At 68.3% G+C, this 19,136-nt stretch carries 18 protein-coding genes; 9 read left to right on the forward strand and 9 right to left on the reverse strand.

The window, feature by feature from the left end:
* Positions 1-9 precede the first annotated feature (9 nt).
* The 3 genes from ACIBL3_RS27155 to ACIBL3_RS27165 form a co-directional block, all read right to left on the reverse strand.
* Entirely contained in the window at positions 10-303 is a 294-nt protein-coding gene (locus ACIBL3_RS27155; RefSeq protein WP_396356409.1) for a hypothetical protein, read from the reverse strand.
* 46 nt (positions 304-349) lie between these two features.
* Complete coding sequence (locus tag ACIBL3_RS27160) at positions 350-1,744, reverse strand: M28 family peptidase (RefSeq protein ID WP_396356410.1); 1,395 nt, start codon at positions 1,742-1,744, stop codon at positions 350-352.
* Positions 1,745-1,809: 65 nt separating this feature from the next.
* On the reverse strand, positions 1,810-2,841 hold the full coding sequence (locus ACIBL3_RS27165) for a fatty acid desaturase family protein (protein WP_396356411.1): 1,032 nt from the start codon (positions 2,839-2,841) through the stop codon (positions 1,810-1,812).
* Positions 2,842-3,029: 188 nt separating this feature from the next.
* On the opposite strand from ACIBL3_RS27165, the gene ACIBL3_RS27170 reads away from it, so the two are divergent.
* The 4 genes from ACIBL3_RS27170 (at position 3,030) to ACIBL3_RS27185 (ending at position 6,790) form a co-directional block, all read left to right on the forward strand.
* Entirely contained in the window at positions 3,030-4,328 is a 1,299-nt protein-coding gene (locus tag ACIBL3_RS27170; RefSeq protein ID WP_396356412.1) for a sensor histidine kinase, read from the forward strand.
* Positions 4,280-4,927 carry a response regulator gene (locus tag ACIBL3_RS27175; protein WP_396356413.1) on the forward strand — a complete coding sequence of 216 codons (648 nt, stop codon included), beginning with the start codon at positions 4,280-4,282 and terminating at the stop codon, positions 4,925-4,927. Before ACIBL3_RS27170 ends, ACIBL3_RS27175 begins: the two co-directional genes overlap by 49 nt.
* 186 nt (positions 4,928-5,113) lie before the next feature.
* Positions 5,114-6,073, forward strand: coding sequence for a GNAT family N-acetyltransferase (locus tag ACIBL3_RS27180; protein ID WP_396356414.1), 960 nt, complete (start codon positions 5,114-5,116; stop codon positions 6,071-6,073).
* A 15-nt stretch (positions 6,074-6,088) separates the two neighbouring features.
* The gene (locus tag ACIBL3_RS27185; protein WP_396356415.1) at positions 6,089-6,790 is read left to right on the forward strand and encodes a PIG-L deacetylase family protein; all 702 of its coding nucleotides are present in this window, start codon (positions 6,089-6,091) and stop codon (positions 6,788-6,790) included.
* 86 nt (positions 6,791-6,876) lie between these two features.
* Here ACIBL3_RS27185 and ACIBL3_RS27190 read toward each other — a convergent pair whose 3' ends face one another.
* Positions 6,877-7,473 (reverse strand): TetR family transcriptional regulator, encoded by a 597-nt coding sequence (locus tag ACIBL3_RS27190; protein ID WP_396356416.1) that lies wholly within the window; start codon positions 7,471-7,473, stop codon positions 6,877-6,879.
* Between the two features lie 175 nt (positions 7,474-7,648).
* Between ACIBL3_RS27190 and ACIBL3_RS27195 the strand changes: the two genes are divergently transcribed.
* A complete protein-coding gene (locus tag ACIBL3_RS27195; RefSeq protein ID WP_396356417.1) occupies positions 7,649-9,160 on the forward strand; it encodes a sulfatase in 1,512 nt (503 codons plus the stop codon).
* Positions 9,161-9,256: 96 nt separating this feature from the next.
* Here the strand turns inward: ACIBL3_RS27195 and ACIBL3_RS27200 are convergent, their stop codons facing one another.
* From ACIBL3_RS27200 to ACIBL3_RS27220, 5 genes are all read right to left on the reverse strand, one after another.
* Entirely contained in the window at positions 9,257-9,685 is a 429-nt protein-coding gene (locus tag ACIBL3_RS27200) for an ester cyclase (protein ID WP_396356419.1), read from the reverse strand.
* A 10-nt stretch (positions 9,686-9,695) separates the two neighbouring features.
* The gene (locus tag ACIBL3_RS27205; protein ID WP_396356420.1) at positions 9,696-10,250 is read right to left on the reverse strand and encodes a YceI family protein; all 555 of its coding nucleotides are present in this window, start codon (positions 10,248-10,250) and stop codon (positions 9,696-9,698) included.
* Positions 10,251-10,318: 68 nt separating this feature from the next.
* Entirely contained in the window at positions 10,319-11,440 is a 1,122-nt protein-coding gene (locus tag ACIBL3_RS27210; protein ID WP_396356421.1) for an RNA polymerase sigma factor, read from the reverse strand.
* A 38-nt stretch (positions 11,441-11,478) separates the two neighbouring features.
* Positions 11,479-11,817 carry a YciI family protein gene (locus tag ACIBL3_RS27215; protein WP_396356422.1) on the reverse strand — a complete coding sequence of 113 codons (339 nt, stop codon included), beginning with the start codon at positions 11,815-11,817 and terminating at the stop codon, positions 11,479-11,481.
* Positions 11,818-11,851: 34 nt separating this feature from the next.
* Positions 11,852-12,430: a TetR/AcrR family transcriptional regulator gene (locus ACIBL3_RS27220; RefSeq protein ID WP_396356423.1), complete on the reverse strand. Its 579-nt coding sequence runs from the start codon at positions 12,428-12,430 to the stop codon at positions 11,852-11,854.
* Positions 12,431-12,515: 85 nt separating this feature from the next.
* Between ACIBL3_RS27220 and ACIBL3_RS27225 the strand changes: the two genes are divergently transcribed.
* The 4 genes from ACIBL3_RS27225 to ACIBL3_RS27240 all read left to right on the forward strand — a co-directional run bounded on the left by ACIBL3_RS27225 (position 12,516) and on the right by ACIBL3_RS27240 (position 19,115).
* Positions 12,516-12,908 (forward strand): nuclear transport factor 2 family protein, encoded by a 393-nt coding sequence (locus ACIBL3_RS27225; RefSeq protein WP_396356424.1) that lies wholly within the window; start codon positions 12,516-12,518, stop codon positions 12,906-12,908.
* Positions 12,909-12,971: 63 nt separating this feature from the next.
* Positions 12,972-13,655, forward strand: a complete 684-nt coding sequence (locus tag ACIBL3_RS27230; RefSeq protein WP_396356425.1) for a response regulator transcription factor — start codon at positions 12,972-12,974, stop codon at positions 13,653-13,655.
* Complete coding sequence (locus tag ACIBL3_RS27235; protein ID WP_396356427.1) at positions 13,648-14,778, forward strand: sensor histidine kinase; 1,131 nt, start codon at positions 13,648-13,650, stop codon at positions 14,776-14,778. Before ACIBL3_RS27230 ends, ACIBL3_RS27235 begins: the two co-directional genes overlap by 8 nt.
* A 95-nt stretch (positions 14,779-14,873) precedes the next feature.
* Positions 14,874-19,115 carry a BTAD domain-containing putative transcriptional regulator gene (locus ACIBL3_RS27240; protein ID WP_396356428.1) on the forward strand — a complete coding sequence of 1,414 codons (4,242 nt, stop codon included), beginning with the start codon at positions 14,874-14,876 and terminating at the stop codon, positions 19,113-19,115.
* Positions 19,116-19,136 lie beyond the last annotated feature (21 nt).

Genomic DNA, 19,136 nt, shown 5'->3' on the forward strand with positions numbered 1-19,136 from the left:
CCTTGGGGGTTAGCGGCGGCGCTGCCAGCAGGCGGAGTGCCAGTGGCGTCGCTCGTCGAGGGACTGGGCGCCGCCGATCGCGGCGAGCAGGCTGGGGTTCTCCGGCCAGACCACGACGTGCGGCGTGGCCGGCGGGATCAGCTGGTCGCACCCCGGGCAGCGGTACGCCTTGCTCGACGAGGACCCGGACACCCGCCGGACGATCCACTCACCGTCGGACCGCTCCTCCCGGGCCTGGGTACCACCGAGCAGCGGCCGGTCACTGACCGGCCGCTGCCACTTGGAAGGCTTCCGGCGCGACATAGCCCTTCAAGGCTATCCGTATGAGCCAGATCACCCCGGTGCAGGATCAGCTGCGTGCTACGGCGTAAGCCGCGGTGCCGATCAGCTCCATCGAGACCTGGAGCCGCTCCAGGCTGACGTTCTTCGCGATCGTGTCCTCCGGCGAGTGGTACGGCGGTTCGAGGAACGCCGGCGAGATCTCGCCGCGCCAGGAGAAGTTGGCCGACGCGATGCCGACCTCCTGGAACGACTGGTGGTCGGAGGCGCCCCGCTGGACCGGGCCGACCATCCTTGGGTCGTACCCGAGCCGTACGCCGGCCGCCCGGACCGCGTCCGTCGCCGTGTTCGCCAGACCGGTGAAGGACAGCAGCCAGTAGGTGATCGCCGGGTCCCAGCTGGTCGCGACCATGTCGTTCTGGAACACCGCCGCGTGCCGGTCCCGCTGGGCCTGGTCCAGCTGCGCCACGTGGTACCGCGACCCGACCAGGCCCTGTTCCTCCGAGCCCCACAGCGCGAACCGCAGCGTCGCGTTGGTCGGGATCCGGCTGAACACCCGGGCCAGCTCCATCGTGAGCACGGTGCCGGAGCCGTCGTCGTTCGCTCCCGGTGCCCCGATGACCGAGTCGTAATGACCGCTGACGGCCACGATCGGCGCGTTCGCGCCGCCCCTGCCGCGCCGCTCACCGATCACGTTGTTCGAGATCAGCCCGCGGTGCGCGGTGGTGGTGATGCGCAGCGGCAATGAGTTCACCACGGCGAGCGCCTCGCGGATCAGCCGCTTCTGCACCTGGGCCACCCCGATCACCGGGATCGTCGCCTCGGTCAGGCCGGTGGACGGCGAGAACGCCGAGGCCCGGCGCGGGAACACCTGGTCGGCCGGCAGCAGGATCACTGCCACCGCTCCGCGCGCCGCGGCCTCCGTGACCACGGCCTGGCGCGCGGTCGCGGTGTCGTCGGCGATCACGATCGAGCCGGCGACATCGGCCGGCCAGACCGGAGCCGTCGCCGGACCGACGTCCCGCACCGGCCCCTCGACCGTGACGTCGAGCTTGCCGGCCGGAGCGGCGCCCGCCTGCCAGCACAGGTCGTCCGGCAGGATGCCGCGGACGTCCTCGAGTTGGGCGGTGAACTTGTCCGCGACCGGGAACGGCTCCAGCCGGGTGTTGTAGCCGTACTTGTCGAGTTGGCCGGCGATGTAGTCGGCGGCCCGTTTCTCACTCTGGGTGCCACCGATCCGCGGTCCGATGTGCTCGGACAGCACCTGCAGGTGGCGCAGCGCCTTCTCCGACGACAGGCCGGAGACGATCTGCCGGTCGTACCTGTCGAGGGTCGGGCGGTTCACCGCACCGGGCCGTACGTCGTCGGCTCCCCAGGCCGGTACGGCGGGCAGGGCGGTGGCGGCGGTGACGCCGGCGACGGCGCCGAGCAGGCCACGGCGACTCAGACCGGATCTGTCGGTCATGCAGGTCTCCTCACAAGGTGGGCGGCCCCGAGACCCCAGACCGTAATCGATCCGCGACAGGTCTGCTATCGCTGATCGCGAAGTTCGCTGCCCACCTCGTGCATGTGCTGCAGGCCCATCCGGTAGGACTCGATCAGGCCGGTGCTCAGGTACGGCATGCCGATCCGTTCGCAGTACGCCTGGACGATCGGCTGCGCGGCGCGCAGGTTGGCGCGCGGCATGCTCGGGAACAGGTGGTGCTCGATCTGGTAGTTGAGCCCGCCCATCATCCAGTCGGTGACCAGGCCGCCGTGCACGTTGCGGGAGGTGAGCACCTGCTTCTCGAGGTGGCCCCAGGTGGTGTCGGCGTCGGGCATCTCCATGCCCTTGTGGTTCGGCGCGAACACGCTGCCCAGGTGCAGGCCGAAGACCATGTGGTGGATCAGGGCGAACAGCACCGCCTGGCCCGGCGACATGAGCAGGAACAGCGCGCTGAAGTAGAGCACCAGGTGAGCGGCGATCAGGCCGAGCTCCAGCCGGGCCTCACGCCGCGGGCGGCCGAGCAGGAAGGTGATGCTGGAGACCTTGAGGTTGAAGCCTTCCAGGGTGAGCAGCGGGAAGAAGATCCGCGCCTGGTTGCGGGTCAGCCAGCCGTACAGGCCGGTCCGGCCCTCGGCCTGCTCGAGCGTCCAGACCAGCACGCCCTCGCCGACGTCCGGGTCCTTGTCGGTGTGGTTCGGGTTCGCGTGGTGGCGGTTGTGCTTGTCGTTCCACCAGCCGTAACTCATCCCGCACAGCAGGTTGCCGTGCAGCATGCCGATCCAGTCGTGCAGCTTGCGGGAGCCCGAGATCTGCTGGTGTCCGGCGTCGTGGCCGAAGAAAGCCGCCCTGGTGGTCAGGACGGCCAGCGGGATCGCCAGCAACAGCACCCACCACGAGCCGCCCAGGAGCGCGACACCGGCCCAGGTCGCGGCCAGCAGGGCGACGTTGATCCCGATCGCCATGCCGTAGGCCGCCGTACGCCGTTCCAGTAAGCCGGCTGCCTTGATCTCGCGCAGCAGCGGAGCGAAGTCGCTGCCCTTGGTGGCAGCGGGGGATGTAACCAATGGCTGAGCCATTCAGGTCCTCGTCTCAGAGCGGTGGGGGCCTAGGCGTACAGCCGCGGCCAGCGTACGGCATCAAGCCTCATCGCCCTAACGGCCGAAAACATGAGTGCTATTACCCGAACTCGTTGGGGACACAGTTCCCCACAGGAAGTGGAGTTAACACCACCGCTCCAAGCCTCACGCTCGGTCATGATGGACGCATGACCACCGTTGCCACCACTCCGGCGCCGCCGATGCGGTACCCCAAGCTCGCCCAGCCGTGGATCGCGCTGTTCCTCGCGGTCCTGGCCGAGCTCGGGATCGCCTTCTTCGTGCTCAACGTGGTGGCCGTGCCGCTGATTGCGGTCTGGGTCGGAATCCCGATGCTGCTCGCGTTCGTCCCGGCCACCCGCTGGTTCGCGAACTGCCACCGGACCATGCTGGCCGGCTTCACCGGTGAGCGGATCCCGCGCCCGTACAAGAAGCCGCCGATGCCCGGCATCCTGATGTGGCTGCGGACCACGCTGACCGACCCGGCCACCTGGCGCGACATCATCTGGCTGATCGTGAACGCGACCATCGGGTTCACGCTGTGCATCCTGAGCGCCGTACTGTTCCTGGCCACGTTGTTCTACGCGGTCTACCCGCTCCTCGTCGGCGTGACTCCGGAAGGCGTTTTCACCGAGCCGTTCGGTGGGTTGCTCACGGTGAACTTCTGGACCAGCTTCCTGGTCACGCCGTTCGCGCTGATCGCGTTCATGATCTGGATGGCCGCCGGTGAGCGGCTGCTGAAGGCGAACGCTTTCATGGCCCGTTCGCTGCTCGGCCCGACCGAGAGCGCCAAGCTCGCGCTGCGGGTCCGGGAGCTGGCCGAGTCCCGCGCCGAGACCGTCGACACCCAGGCTGCCGAGCTGCGCCGGATCGAGCGCGACCTGCACGACGGCGCCCAGGCCCGGCTGGCCGCACTCAGCATGAACCTGGGCATGGCCGAGGAGATGGTCAACCGCGACCCGGAGCAGGCTGCCGCGCTCCTGACCGAGGCCCGCCAGTCGGCCAGTACGGCGCTGTCCGAGCTGCGTGACCTGGTCCGTGGCATCCACCCGCCGGTGCTCGCCGATCGTGGGCTGGAGGGCGCGGTCAAGGCCCTCGCCCTGTCCTGCCCGTTCAAGGTCGACGTCACCTTCGACGTCCCCGGCCGACCGCCCGCGCCGGTCGAGTCGGCGGCGTACTTCGCGGTGGCCGAGGCGCTCGCGAACGCGGTGAAGTACTCGGCCGCGACGAACGCCTGGATCCAGATCACGCACGAGGACGAGAAGCTGCACATCCTGGTCGGTGACGACGGCATCGGAGGCGCGGTGATCAAGCCCGGTGGCGGTCTGTACGGTATCGAGCGGCGGCTGGCCGCCTTCGACGGTACGTTGACCGTGGTCAGCCCGACGGCCGGGCCGACCACCGTGATCATGGAGCTGCCTTGCGAGTCCTCATCGCTGAAGACCACGCCCTCCTCCGGGACGGCCTGATCCGCCTGCTGGAGGCGCACGACTTCGAGGTCGTCGAGGCGGTCGACAACGGTCCCCGGCTGGTGCCCGCCCTGGTGGAACACCGGCCGGACGTGGCCGTTGTCGACGTACGGCTGCCACCCACCTTTACCGACGAGGGCCTGAAGGCCGCGATCGAGGCCCGCCGCCAGGTGCCCGGGCTGCCGATCCTGGTGCTGTCGCAGTACGTCGAGCAGCTGTACGCCCGCGAACTGCTGACCGGCGGTGGCGGCGCGGTCGGCTACCTGCTCAAGGACCGGGTCTCGAACGTCGCGGAGTTCCTGGACTCGGTACGGCGGGTGGCCGCCGGCGGGACCGCGATGGACCCGGAGGTGATCGGCCAGCTGCTGGCCCGCAACACCCGGGACGAGCCGATCGGCCGGCTAACTCCCCGGGAGGCTGAGGTGCTGGGCCTGATGGCCGAGGGGCGCTCGAACGCCGCCATTGCGAACGCCCTCTTCGTCACCGAGAAGGCGGTCAGCAAGCACACCAACAACATCTTCGCCAAGCTCGACCTCCCCCCGTCCGAAGACGACAACCGCCGCGTCATGGCCGTCCTCACCTACTTGTCCTCCCGCTGATCCCTCGCGGCGCTGAGCGGAGATCCTCGGGTAAGCGGTTGTCTGTAATCCATTGACCGTCACCTGAACATCTCGGTAAGTTTTCTACCCAGGATCCATGAACTGGGTGGTGGTGGCGATGGCAGTCCGGACCAGCGCCGAGCGTCTGCCCGGCGAGCCGGGGCTGTTGTGGGAAGGGACCTCGCGATGATCCGGTCCTTCGAGGTCGGCGACGGGCCGGCGTTGGCCGCAGCATGGACCGTCGCGGCACCGGCGGATCCGATCGGCTATCAGCGCTTCCGCGATCTGTTCCTGCTCGACCGCAACTTCGATCCCGCTGGGCTGAAGGTCGCCGTCGTAGGCGATCAGGTGGTCGGGGCGGCCTACGCCGTACGTCGGTTGGTCGCGACGTCCGGCTCGGATCTCGAGCCGTCGACCGGGTGGATCCCGTTCTTCTTCGTGCATCCCGATCATCGTGGCCGCGGACTCGGTCACGCGTTGCTGACCGCCGCCCTGGACTGGCTCCGGTCGCACGGGCGGTCCGAGGTGTTCTTCTCGTCGTACACACCGAACTACTTCCTGCCCGGTCTCGACATCGCGCGCTACCCGAGTGCTTCGAGGCTGCTGTCAGCGCTGGGCTTCGAGCGCCGGTACGACGCAGTCGCGATGGACCGGAGCCTGGTCGGGTACGAGATTCCTTCGGAGGTCCGGTCGCAGATCGCCGGGTTGTCGGTGGACGGCTACAGCTTTGGGACGCCATCGGGGGATGAGCTGACGTCGTTGGTCGCGATCGCGGGCGACTTCAACCCGGACTGGGCGCGGGCGATCCGCGAAGCCGTCGTCGCCGGGCTGCCGCTCGACCGGATCGTCGTCGCACGCGAACCCGGCGGTCGCCTGCTGGGCTGGGCGATGCATGGGACTTACGAAGGCGTCATCGACCGGTTCGGACCGTTCGGCGTGCTGCCGGCGTCGCGTGGCGCCGGGCTCGGCAAGGTGCTGCTGCACCTGACGCTGGAGCGCATGGCCGGACTCGGCGCGCACAGCGCGTGGTTCCTCTGGACCGGCGAGCAGTCCGCGGCCGGCCAGCTCTATCTGAAGACCGGATTCACCATCACCCGAACGTTCACCATCCTCCGGGCGCCCCTGGTCCCGGCCACCGTGGCCTGAAGTGAGGAGTTGCTTGTGACCAGAACAGTGCTCGCCGTCGGAGCGCACATCGGCGACATGGACCTGACCGCCGGACCCACGCTGGCCAAACTCGTGCTGGAAGGCGCGAACGCGACCATCATCGCGCTCACCCCCGGCGAGCGCGGTCACCCGCGGATGACGCCGTCGGAGTACAAGGTGCAGAAGATCGCCGAAGGTGAGGCGTTCGCCACCGCGATCGGCGCCGACTTCATCGTCCTCGACCACAGCGACGGCTTCCTCCCCGACACCGACGACGTTGCGACCGAGCTCGCCGCGATCATCCGAGAGAAGCAACCGGACACGCTGATCACGCACTGGAAGCACAGCATCCACCGCGACCACGAACACGCCGCCAAGCTGACCGAACGCGCCCGCTTCCTGGCCGGCCTCCCCATGGACCCGACGGAAGAAGTCGAGGGCGCCCGCCACTCGGTCCGCACCTTCCTGCACGCCGAGAACTGGGAAGACATGGAAGGCTTCCAGCCCACCCTGTACGTCCCGATCCCCGACGAAGCCTTCTACCGCTGGATCTCCGCCATCCGCCGCCAAGCCTTCGCCCGCGGCGAAACCTACGGCTTCCGCTACATCGACTACTACACGGCCCTCATGACCACCCGAGGCTGCCTAGCCGGCTACCCCCGAGCCTGCGCCTTCCACAGCACACCCACCCCGGAGATCACCAAACTCGGCCCGTAGTTCCTCCCCACGCGCCACTACGCGAGCTCCCACGCCGCCCGCTCGCCACCACTCCCACCCACCCGGCACAGCGATCCACCCGGTGATCACTGGCCGGCTTGAAGTACGGCGAATGCATCTTGTGCGATGTGTAGCGCCGCGCGCATGGTCTTCTTGTGATCCGGTAGGGCCGAGTAGGCGATCAGCGTCGCGCGGATCGCGCCGACGGCGGCCCTGGCCAGCACGGACGAGCGCAGCGGCGCGTCCTCGCCAGACCCGTCCAAACGCTCCATCAACGCCCCGGCGATGCCGTCCTCGAACTCGAGCAGGACGGCGTCCGGCCTGCGGGACGATGGGACGAATCTCGCCGGTGGACCGCTGAAGAGAACTCCGACGCCACCGCTGCGCTTGGCTGCGACGGCCAGCAGCGCGTTCAGGACTGCGGTGTAAGGCGGTTCACCGGCCGGGCGGGACCGGATGTGCTCGGTGAGAACCGGAAGCAGGTCGAGCACTTCACCGAGCACGAGATCCTCCTTCGACCGGAAGTACCGGAAGAAGGTCCGCTCAGTCACGCCGGCCGCGTCGGCGATGTCACGAACGGTCGTCTCGGTGTAGCCCCGCTCCTCGAACATTCGCAGCGCGGCCTCTTGCAGGGCGCCGCGGGTGGCCGCTTTGTGCTGCTCGCGGCGTCCAGGTGTGACCACCGTCGCAGTATCCCAGACCAGGAAGGAACTGTCAGTCCTGACACTTTTGGCGATAGTGTCAGTCCTGACACTTTGTGGATCGTGCTGTCGGGCGCCCCGCCCGGCGCGATCCGACGACTCAGAGAGGCAAGTAATGCGAATTCCTCGCAGGGCGGCGCGCGTCAGCGCCGCACTCATGGCGCTGACGGCCGCCGTTGCCGGCGCCGCAGCCGTGGGCCCAGTGCGGCCGTCGGGTGCGACCGCGGCCACGGATCAGCCGAACATCGTCATGATCCTGGCCGACGACCTGGACGCGCGGACGACGCCGTACTGGGATGCGATGCCGAAGACCAAGGCTCTGCTGGCCGAGCGCGGTACGACGTTCACCAACGCGTTCGCGCCGATGCCGATCTGCTGCGCGGCGCGTGGCTCGATCCTGACCGGCAAGTACGGTCACAACACCCACGTGCTGACCAACTCCGGCGACGAAGGCGGCTACACCTCCTTCGTCGAGCACGACAACGAAGAGCACACGTTCGTCAAGCAGTTGCACGACTCCGGCTACCGGACCGGGATGGCCGGGAAGTACCTGAACGGCCTCGAGGAAGACCCGACGCACATCCCGCCGGGCTGGGACGACTGGAACGCCGGGGTCACGAAGTCGCTCTACAGCGGCTACGACTACACCCTCAACGAGAACGGCGTGATGGTCGACTACGGATCCGACCCCGACGACTACCAGGTCGACGTCATCGCGAAGAAGTCGACCGACTTCATCGCCGACGCGGCCGCCGACGGCCAGCCGTTCTTCTGGTACGCCGCCGCGACCGCGCCCCACCTTCCGATGGAGGCCCCGCCGCGATACGCCGACAACCAGTTCGCCGACGCCACCGCCCCGCACCTGCCCAACTTCCAGGAGGAAGAGATCGGCGACAAACCGACCTGGCTACGCACCACCGCCGGCGAACGAGCCCTCACCGTCGCCGCGACCAACGACCGCGACCACCAGAACCGGATGGGATCGCTCCTCGCCCTCGACGACCTGGTCGCCGGCATCGTCACCACGCTCGAATCCACAGGCGAGCTCGACAACACCTACATCGTGTTCACGTCTGACAACGGGTACAACCTCGGCGCCCACCGGCTCGTGCAGAAGATGGCACCGTACGAGGAGTCCATGCGGGTGCCCCTCGTCGTCACCGGACCCGGCGTCCCGCGCGGCCGCACCAAAGACATCGCCATCTCGACCGACTTCGCGCCCACGGTCCTCGAGCTCGCCGGCCTGCCCACGCCGGACGACGTCGACGGCCGCTCACTCGTCCCGCAACTCCGTGGCGAGAAGGCAACCGACTGGCGGACCGACTTCCTCGCCGAGTACGGCGGCCCCGGGCCGCGCGGCCAGGACGGCGTCTACCAGGAATACGTCCCGGACCCACTGTCCAACGTGTTCTCCGAGGTGTTCCTGGTCGATCTGCCCTCCTGGAGCGCTGTCCGAGACGAGCGTTACCTCTACGTCCGCTGGTACGACGAAGAACGCGACGAGGACGACCGCGAATACGAGCTCTACGACCTCAGCAAAGACCCCTACCAGCTCGACAACCTCCTCGCCACCGAAGCCGGCCGCACCCAGTACGCCGACGAGGTCCGCCGCCTCGACGCACGACTCCAGCACCTGAAGGAATGCAGCGGAGCAAGCTGCCGCAACTAGCCGCAAGAGCCGCGGCCGGTGGCAGTTCCCACCAGGCCGCGGCTCGAGCATCTGCGCACACGTGAGTGTGTCCTCCGAACCCACCTCGGAGGACACTCACTCAGGTAGTAGGCCGAGTTGGCGCATTTGGGTGGCTACGTTGACTACGCCGTTGGTCTCGGTGATTTGGTTGTTGGTGAAGCGGAAGATGAAGATCTCGTTCCAGGTGATGCGGCGGCCCGTGGCGGGGACACCCATGAAGGTGCCGAGGTGGGTGCCGGTGACGGTGTTGCGGGAGACGAGTTTGTCGTCTTCGGCGATCAGGTCCTCGATCTCGACGTGGAGGTCGGGGAACGCGCTCAGGAGCATCGCCCAGACCTGCTTCTGGGCTTCCGCGCCGGTCGCGTCGACCGGGAGCGGTGTGCCGATCCGCACGTCCGGTGCGAGACCCTCGTCGATCGCCTTCGAGATCAGCTCCGGGTCGCGCGAGTTCATCGCCTCGTGAAGCCGCCGGAAGGTCGCCTTGTTGCGTTCTGCAGTGGACATGAAAGGGCTCCTACTTCTCCAGGACGGCCTGGATCTCGAGGTTGATGGTCACCTTGTCGCCGACCGCGACGCCGCCGCCGTCCAGCGGCACGTCGAGGTCGATCCCGAACTCCCGTCGGCTGAGCTGCGCGGTCGCCGAGAACCCGGCCCGGTACCCGCCGAACGGGTCCGGCCCGAATCCACCCACCTCGACCTCCAGCGGCACCCGCCGCGTGACGCCGTGCAGCGTTAGTTCGCCGTCCACGATCCAGCCTTCGGCAGTACGACGTACGCCGGACGACCGATATGTCATCGCCGGGTACGCATCGGTCTCGAAGTAGTCGGCCGAGCGCAGGTGGTCGTCGCGCAGCTCGTTGCCGGTGTCAACGGACGCGAGATCGATCGTCGCCTGGACCAACGACTCGAGCGGATCCGGCGTCGTCACGATCGTCACGTCGTACGTCGTGAACCGGCCGCGCACCTTGCTGAGCATCAGATGTCGCACGCTGAAGCCGACCTCGGAATGCGCGGGGTCGACCTTCCACGTGCCGATCAGGTAGTTGGGGATCGCGATCGCGACTGTCATGGTTCCTCCCTGGATGTCGGGGTCACATCCAGGCGACGAACGAGGCCGCGCCGCGGGGACAGCCCGCCTCAGAGTTCTTCCAGCCGCCGCTTCAGGAACCGCCGCTCGGGCGTCGAGGCGGCCAGACCGAGCGCGCGCAGGTACGCCGTACGCGCCTCAGCATCACGTCCGAGCCGCCGGAGAAGCTCCCCGCGGGTCGAGTGAAAGTAGAGGTAACCGTCCAAATCCAGGCGATCGACGGCCTCGAGCGCCGCAGAAGGGTCGCCGGCCTGCGCGACGGCGACGGCGTGGTTGAGTTCGACGACCAGTGAGCCGGTGAGCTCGACCAGCCGCCGATACAGCTCCGCAACCTGCGGCCAGTCGATCTGCTCGCGTGTCTGCAGCGACGCGATCGCCGCCTGTACGACGTACGCGCCGCGACCGCCCAACGCGATAGCTCGGTCGAGGTGCGCGCGCCCCTGGTCGAGCTGACCCTGGTCCCACAACGAACGGTCCTGGTCCTCGAGGAGGACGAGGTCGTCACCGGCGTACCGGGCCTGCCGGCGGGCGTGGTGGATCATCATCAACGCGAGCAGCCCGCGCGCCTCCGGCTGGTCCGGCATCAGCTCGACCAGCACGCGTCCCAGGCTGATGGCCTCGGCGCCGAGATCGATGCGGCCGCTGTAGCCCTCGTTGTAGATCAGGTAAATGACGGCCAGCACCGCATCGAGGCGATCGGGCAACAGTTGCTCGGCGGGCACCGCGAACGGAATCCCGGTCGCCTTGATCTTTGCCTTGGCCCGCGTCAGCCGGCGCTTCATGGTCTCCTCGGACACCAGGAACGCGCGGGCGATGTCCGCGGTCTGCAGTCCGCCGAGCGCCCGCAACGTGAGCGCCACCTGGCCCTCCAGCGCCAGGGCCGGGTGACAGCAGGTGAAGATCAGCTCGAGCCGTTCGTCCTTGATCACGGTCTCGTCGTACTCGTCCATCGCGACCTCGGTTGCCGGGAGCAACTTGATCTTCTCGGCCAGGGTGCGGTCCCGGCGGAGCCGGTCGATCGCCCGGTTGCGGGCGGTCGTGGTGAGCCAGGCACCCGGGTTGTCCGGCATGCCGTCAACGGGCCAGCGCTGCGCGGCGAGCGCGAACGCGTCCTGCGCCGCCTCCTCGGCCCGGTCGAAGTCACCGAGGAACCCGACCAGCGTGGCCAGCACCCGGCCCCACTCGTCCCGAAAGACCTGCTCCAGCGCGGTCAGCCCTGCACCACCGGCCTGACCTCCACGGTCCCACCCAGCCGCACCGCCGGAAACCGTGCCGCCAACTCGACCGCCTCGTCCAGGTTCGCCGCCTCCAGCAGGCAGAACCCGCCGAGCACCTCCTTGGTGTCGGCGAACGGCCCGTCCGTCATCAACGTCCGCCCACCCTGCACCCGCACGCAGGTAGCCGTCTCGACCGGCTGCAACCGAGCCGCTGCCACACACTGCCCGTCCCCGAACAACACCGCGTACTCCGCCACCACCGCGTCTCGCTCCGCCTCGGACAACCCCTCGTCGTACCCAGGCTCCGTGTAAATCATCAACGCAAACCGCATCCGGACCTCCTCACCCAGTACGACGAACAGACCCTCACGCTGGGGACACCACCGAGCCGACAATTTGTTCGGCCATCTGGTGGGCCAGGTTGGCTGGGGTGGTGTTGGGTCTGGTTGCGCCGGCGGCGAGGGTGCCGTCGACGAGGAGCAGGAGTTGGTCGGCGGCGGCTGCGGGCTCTTGGTGGCCGAGCTTGAGGAGTTCGTGCTCGAAGAGGCCGTGGAGGTGTTCGCGGTATTCGCGAGTGATCGCGTGCGCCGGGTGGTCGGGATCCGACAGCGCGAGGTCCGCGGACAGGTAGCGGCAGCCGCGGAAGCTCGGGTCGTCGATGACTCCGTCGAGCATGTCGAAGATTGCGAGCAGGCGAGTGGAGGGATCGTCGCCGGCGGCTTCCATGGTCCGGCGGTAGAGCTCCACGTCCTCCGCCGTTGTCTGGCGCAGCACCTCGGCGATCAGCCCGTCCTTGCCGCCGAAGTGCTCGTAGAGCGATCGGCGGGCGACCTTGGCCTCCTTGAGGATGGCGTCGACGCCGACGGCGACGCCGTACCGGTAGGTCAAGTCCCTGGCGGCGGTCAGCAGCCGTTCGCGCGGGCGGCTCGTGGTGCGGGGGTCCATGAAAGTCAGCGTGCCATGGGGTTGCCAGTAGATCAACCGGTCTATATGGTCTGAGTAGACCGATCGATCTATCTCAGGAGATCCGATGAGGACCACGGCAGAGACCATCGACCGCTTCAACCACGCGTTCGTCAACCACGACTCGGCCGCGCTGACCGACCTGGTCGCCGAGGACTGCGTGATGGAGGCGATCCAGCCGGCGCCCAACGGCGCCCGCTACGAAGGCCGCGAGGCGAACCTGATCTTCTGGCAGGCGCTGGCCGAGGACCGCAGCACCCAGTTCGAGGTGGAGGACGTGGTGGTTGCGGGCGACCGCGCGACGATCCGCTGGCGCTACCACTTCGGCGACGCGCCGGCGGACTCGGTGCGCGGTGTGAACCTGGTGCGGGTTCGCGACGGGCAGATCGTCGAAGCGCTCGCGTACAGCAAGACCGGCGAGGAGGTTCCGCTGGCGGCGATGGACGGCACCGACGACTGAACGCTCAGGCGCTCCGCTGTTTCGATACGCCGACGATATGTGCCAGCCCGTAGCATCGGTGGCGTGCGTGTCTTGGTCGTCGAGGACGAGCCCGACCTGGCAACGGCCATCCGCGATGGCCTGCGCCTGGAAGCGATCGCGGCCGACCTCGCCGGTGACGGGGACACAGCGCTGGAGCTGCTGAGCGTCAACGCCTACGACATCGCCGTACTCGACCGGGACATCCCTGGCCCGTCCGGCGACGAGATCGCCAAACGCATCGTTGCCTCCGGCAGCGGCATGCCGATCCTGATGCTGACCGCCGCCGATCGCCTCGACGACAAGGCCTCCGGGTTCGAGCTCGGCGCCGACGACTACCTGACGAAGCCGTTCGCTCTCCAGGAACTCGTGCTCAGGCTCAGGGCACTGGACCGTCGGCGCGGCCATAACCGACCGCCCGTGCGGGAGATCGCGGGCCTGCGGCTGGATCCGTTCCGCCGCGAGGTCTACCGCGACGGCCGGTACGTGGCGCTCACCCGGAAGCAGTTCGCCGTACTCGAGGTCCTCGTCGCTGCCGAAGGCGGTGTCGTCAGCGCCGAGGAGCTCCTGGAGCGGGCCTGGGACGAGAACGCCGACCCGTTCACCAACGCCGTACGCATCACTGTCTCGGCGCTGCGCAAGCGGCTCGGCGAACCCTGGATCATCGCCACCGTGGCGGGCGTCGGGTACCGCATCGACTCCGACCGTGCGGGAGGGGACCGTGGATAGGGAGCCCGGTTGGAGCGTCCGGCTCAAACTCACCCTCAGCTACGCCGGCTTCCTCATGCTCGCGGGTGCATTGCTGCTTGCCGCCGTCTGGGTGTTCCTGCTGCGGTACGTCCCCGACCGCGCGATGCTCTACGTCCCTGACGGCGACGCCATCTCTGGCGTCTTTCCCGTCCGGTCCGTCCTCCTGCGTACCTTCGCTCCAAGGGCAGCCGTGGTGATGGCGATCCTGCTGGTGTTCGGTCTCGTGGGCGGATGGCTGCTCGCCGGGCGCATGCTCGCTCCGCTGACTCGCATCACCGACGCCACCCGCCTGGCGGCGACCGGCTCGCTCGCCCACCGGATCGAGCTGAAAGGCCGCGAGGACGAGTTCCGCGAGCTCGCCGACGCGTTCGACGGCATGCTCGGGCGACTCGAGGCGCACGTCGCCGAACAGCGGAGATTCGCAGCCAACGCTTCCCACGAACTGCGCACCCCGCTGGCGATCACGCAGACCCTGCTCGAGGTGGCCCGCAACGATCGCAACCGCGACGTCGATGAGCTTGTCGAGAGCCTGTACGCCGTCAACACCCGAGCGATCGAACTCACCGAAGCACTGCTCGTGCTCAGCCGCGCCGACCAGCGGTCCTTCACCCGGGACCGTGTGGACCTGTCCCTGATCGCGGAAGAAGCTACCGAAACGCTGCTGCCGCTCGCCGAGGAACGCGGCCTCACGATCGAGACGTCCGGCGAACTGACGCCCACCATCGGCTCACACGCCCTGCTGCTGCAGCTGACCACGAACCTCGTGCACAACGCGATCGTCCACAACCTGCGCGAACACGGCACCGTGTGGGTCACGACCAGCCTGCACTCCACCACGGTCGCGCTCACGGTAGAGAACGCCGGCCGGCCGCTCGGCGCACAGTTGCTGTCCACGCTGCTCGAGCCGTTTCACCGCGGCAGCGAACGCATCCGCACCGGCCACGCAGGCGTCGGCCTAGGCCTCGCCATCGTCAAAAGCATCACCCAGGCCCACGACGGCACCCTGACCCTGACCCCCCGCCCCACCGGCGGCCTCCGCGTAACAGTCCACCTCCCCGCCGCGCCTGCGCCAAGCCGAGAAGCCGTGCCGGTGAAGCCGTAGGTCTGTCGCCGGGGCGGTATCGAACCGGATCGGCCCGGTATCAAGCCGGTATCAGTCCGGTTGACGCTCTGCGCCGACGGACGGACAGTCGAGAGGTGGGTATCGCTGTTCTGGGCCCGCTGACGATCGAGGGGGATCAAAAGCCTCTCGCTCGCCGCGACCGGGTCGTCCTGGCAGCGCTGGCGGTACATCCCGGCGATGTGGTCAGCGCTGATCAACTTGCCGACGTGCTGTGGGGTGAGCGGCCACCCGCGTCCTGGCCGAAGGTGGTCCAGGGTTGTGTGGTCCGGCTTCGCAAGGTCCTTGGCGCACATGCGATCGAGACAGCGCCACCCGGCTACCGCCTCGCCGTACCACTCGATGAGATCGATTCGCAGCGATTCGATCGCGCGGTGGTCCGCGCCCGCGGTCTGCTCGCGGCGGGCGAACCCGAACGATCCGGCCTGGTACTCGCGGACGCGCTGACACTCTGGCGCGGTCGGCCACTGACCGAGGTGGACGGTTGGGACACCGCCCGGATCGAGGTGTCACGGCTGACTGAGTTGCGCCAAGCCGCCGAGGAGCTCTATGTCGAGTCGGCGCTGCGATCGGGCCAGCACGACCAAGTGATGGCGAAGGCGCAGGCGCTGGTCTCCGAGGATCCGCTGCGCGAGCGCCGTTGGGTTCTGCTCGCGACAGCGCAGTACCAGGCCGGCCGTCAGGGGGAGGCGCTGCGCACGATCCAGCGACTTCGTGGTGCGCTGAACCGCGAGCTCGGCCTGGACCCCAGCACAGAGGTCGATGCGTTGGAGCAGGCGATCCTGCGCCAGGATCCGGCGTTGACCGTGCAAAGCCCGCTGCCGGAACCGAGCCCGGTGTGTCCGTATCCCGGTCTGCGGCCGTACGACGTCGACGACGCCGACGCCTTCTTCGGCCGGGACGCCGACATCGCGGCATGCCTGCGCACCCTGACCGAGAGTTCGGTGCTGGCGGTCGCCGGACCGTCCGGTTGTGGCAAATCATCACTGGTCCGCGCCGGGGTTGCGGCGGCGTTGCGGCGTGACGGCAGGCGGGTCGTCGTTCTCACACCAGGACCGCATCCGGTCGCCGCGCTCGCGGCTGCCTTGCCCACGAGAGGCTCGGCACCAGTCCTGCTGATCGATCAGTTCGAGGAGGTCTTCGCGCTGTGCCACGACGTTGCCGAGCGGGAGGCCTTCCTGGCAGCGCTCAACGCCCACCAGACCGTGGCGCCGCTGATCTTGTCGATCCGCGCCGATCGGCTTCCGGATGTCTCCTCCGACGCTGGATTCGCACGAGTCGTCGAGCGCGGGCTCTACTTGTTGTCCGGCCTGACACGTCCTGCCCTGCGGTCCGCCGTCGAGGAGCCGGCACGGCAGGCTTCGCTGGTCGTCGAACCTGGCCTCGTAGATCTGGTGGTCAACGACGTGGCCGATCAGCCGGGCGCGCTGCCGCTGATGGCACACGCCCTGCGTGAGACCTGGCGGCGCCGGGAGGGGCGCACGCTGACGGTCGCCGGGTACAACGCATCCGGCGGGATTCGCGGTGCGGTCGCGCAGTCGGCTGAACAGGTGCACGAACAGGCTTCGGCAGGCGAGCGTGCGGTTTTGCGCGACCTTCTGCTGCGGCTGGTAGCGCCCGGCCCGGAGGGAGAGCCAGTGCGGAGCCGCATGCCACGGCGGCTGGTGGTCTCCCGCCCCGAGGACGACACGATGCTCGATCGGCTGGTGGCGTCGCGGTTGGTGACGAGCGATGCAGGTGCTGTCGAACTCGCTCACGAGTCCTTGGTGCGCGCATGGCCGCGGCTGCGCCGATGGCTCGATGACGACCTCGATGGTCAGCGGATCCTGCACCATTTGGCGACGGCGGCCGACACCTGGAACAACGTCGGCCGAGCCGACAGCGAGCTCTACCGGGGTGTTCGGCTGGCCAAGGCCTTGGATTGGCGCGAGCGTGCGGCGCCCACGTTGACGGCTGTCGAAGAGGAGTTTCTGGCCGCAAGCAAACGACTGTCCGAACGAGAATTGCGTGCGGCCGAAGATCAAGCCCGTCAGCAGCGGAACATCAATCGCCGGCTACGTGGCGCTCTCGCTGCTGCCGCACTGCTTCTTGTGGGTGCACTGATCGCGGGTTTGGTCGCCGTACGTCAGGCCGACCGCCTGGAACTGGCTGCGATCAGCGATCTGGCTCGGCAGGCCTCGGCTCGCTCGCTGCAGACCGACGACATCAGCCTGTCGCTTCTGCTCGCCGTACAGGCCGCCCGTCTCGACGACTCCGCGGAAACCCGCGCGAACCTGGTGGCCGTGATGAACCAGCGGCCGCTGCTGACCCGGTCCATACCGTCGGCGTCGGGCCGGACCGAGACCATCGACGTGTCGCCGGACGGCAGCCGGATCGTCTCCGGCGACAGCAGGGGGACCTTCCACCTGTACGACGCCGAATCCGGACGGGTGCTCGCCTCGCACAGCTTCGGATCGATACCGCCCGGCGAGGAAGTCTTCGCCCGGCCACAGTTCAGTCCCGACGGGCGTCTGTTGGCTGTCATCGCCTTCGACCCGGCCGGCGATCCCTTCGCCCCCGAGTGGCCTGTTCGGTTGTTGAATGCCTACACCCTGGAACCGGTGGCACCACAGCCGGAGCTCGAGGGTATCGACCCGCTCGCCTTCACCAGCCTGGCCTTCAGCACGGATGGACGCTTCCTCGCTGCGGGCATGCACGTCGACCAGTCGTCGGTCGAGAACTACTCGTCCCCGACGGGGCTTGCCGTGATCTGGGATCTCACCGCTGTCGATCGGGCGCCGCGCACAGTGAGGATGCACGACAGACCTTTGAGCATCGAGCTGAGTCCCGACGGCGGAACTCTCTACAGCGCCTGGCCTCTCAGCGCCTACGACGTGCGGACAGGCAAGCCGAAGTGGCAGCATCGAGGAACGTTCGGTCAACTGGGCCTCGACCTCTCCAGGAATGGCGAACTGCTCGCGTACAACGAGTTCGGCGACAACTGGCCGTCCGCGGCGTTGGCCGACGCGCGAACAGGTGCGGTCGTCCGCGTGCTACCCACTCGATCGGACCCGGCTCGCGGCCTCGCGTTCTCGCCGGACGGCAAGCTGCTCGCGACGACTGAGTCCGGCGGCGATGCAGTCGTCTGGGATGTCGCCAGTGGGACCCGGCGGCACACGATCAGGACCGCCGAAGTGCCGTGGGCCGTCGGCTTCGGCCCGGACTCGCAAACCCTGTACACCGGTGGCGACGACGGCGTCCTGCGCAGCTACGACCTTGCGGGCCGGCGCCGCCACGTTCGTTCGACCACAGCCGTCCCGGCGCGTGCGTACGTCGATGTCCTTGCCTCCGACAACGGGCAACGGACCGCGTACCTGTGGCGGGAGGGCAATGCCACCTGGATAAGCGTCGCCGACCATGCCGCAGGCACGGTCACACCGCCGGTCCAGCTGGGCCTCGACTGGGACGTGGGGCCGATGGCACCGATGGCCTGGCATCCGAACGGCGCCCAGGTGGTCGTCCACGACGGGTCGTCCGTGCGGGTCGTCGACGCCCTGAAGGGCACCGTGGTCAAGGTGGTCGACGACCTCCCGGACCGCGCGAGGCTCGACGTGTACTCGATCGCGTACGTCGACAACGGCCGACAGATCGCTGTCGGTGGGTGGGAGCACATCATGTACTTCGACCCGGCGATCAAGCCGAACGACAAGGAGCTGTGGTCCACCGGCAAGACCACCTATCTGCCGGCAAGCTGCTGCATTGCCACGTCAGCGGATGGCCGCCTGATGGTGATCTTCGAAGACTTCACGGACGGCGATCGGCAGCGGTGGCGGGTCATTGACACCGGAACCGGGGCGATCGTCTCGGAGGGAGACGTCCCGCTACGCCTCAACTACGCGACCTTCTCGCCGGGTGCGGACCTCGTCGCCGGCACCGGTGCCGGAGGTGACGTCGTCACCATCGATGTCCGATCGGGCACGGTCAAGCGCGCGGCGACCACCGAACACACCGACCAGGGTCTCGCCGTTCGCTTCTCCTCGGACGGCAGCCGGATCGTTTCCGGCGCCGTCGACGGGACAGTCAGCCTGTGGGACGCCCGGACCCTCGCAACGCTCGGCACCGTATCGGTCGCTACCGAAGGCACGCCGACCGCAGTCTCGCCGGCCTTCCTGACGGACGGCACGGTCACGATCTCGTCGTACGACGGCAAGGTTCACCGCTGGGACATCGACCCCGAGAAGACCATCGCGTACGCGTGCACGATGGCGGGCCGCAACCTGACGGCCGACGAGTGGACCCAGGCCTTCGCCGACCGTCCGTACCAGAAGACCTGCCCCTGAAACTCGTTGGCCGACCGGGTG

Origin of the sequence: Kribbella sp. NPDC050124, from assembly GCF_044460355.1 — a bacterium.
In the GTDB taxonomy this organism is placed as follows: Bacteria; Actinomycetota; Actinomycetes; order Propionibacteriales; family Kribbellaceae; genus Kribbella.

Excerpts from the sequence above, each read along its gene's own strand:
- ACIBL3_RS27155 (WP_396356409.1), bottom strand. The coding sequence starts at position 303 with ATGTCGCGCCGGAAGCCTTCCAAGTGGCAGCGGCCGGTCAGTGACCGG.
- ACIBL3_RS27160 (WP_396356410.1), bottom strand. The coding sequence starts at position 1,744 with ATGACCGACAGATCCGGTCTGAGTCGCCGTGGCCTGCTCGGCGCCGTC.
- ACIBL3_RS27165 (WP_396356411.1), bottom strand. The coding sequence starts at position 2,841 with ATGGCTCAGCCATTGGTTACATCCCCCGCTGCCACCAAGGGCAGCGAC.
- ACIBL3_RS27170 (WP_396356412.1), top strand. The coding sequence starts at position 3,030 with ATGACCACCGTTGCCACCACTCCGGCGCCGCCGATGCGGTACCCCAAG.
- ACIBL3_RS27180 (WP_396356414.1), top strand. The coding sequence starts at position 5,114 with ATGATCCGGTCCTTCGAGGTCGGCGACGGGCCGGCGTTGGCCGCAGCA.
- ACIBL3_RS27195 (WP_396356417.1), top strand. The coding sequence starts at position 7,649 with ATGGCGCTGACGGCCGCCGTTGCCGGCGCCGCAGCCGTGGGCCCAGTG.
- ACIBL3_RS27200 (WP_396356419.1), bottom strand. The coding sequence starts at position 9,685 with ATGTCCACTGCAGAACGCAACAAGGCGACCTTCCGGCGGCTTCACGAG.
- ACIBL3_RS27205 (WP_396356420.1), bottom strand. The coding sequence starts at position 10,250 with ATGACAGTCGCGATCGCGATCCCCAACTACCTGATCGGCACGTGGAAG.
- ACIBL3_RS27215 (WP_396356422.1), bottom strand. The coding sequence starts at position 11,817 with ATGCGGTTTGCGTTGATGATTTACACGGAGCCTGGGTACGACGAGGGG.
- ACIBL3_RS27220 (WP_396356423.1), bottom strand. The coding sequence starts at position 12,430 with ATGGACCCCCGCACCACGAGCCGCCCGCGCGAACGGCTGCTGACCGCC.
- ACIBL3_RS27225 (WP_396356424.1), top strand. The coding sequence starts at position 12,516 with ATGAGGACCACGGCAGAGACCATCGACCGCTTCAACCACGCGTTCGTC.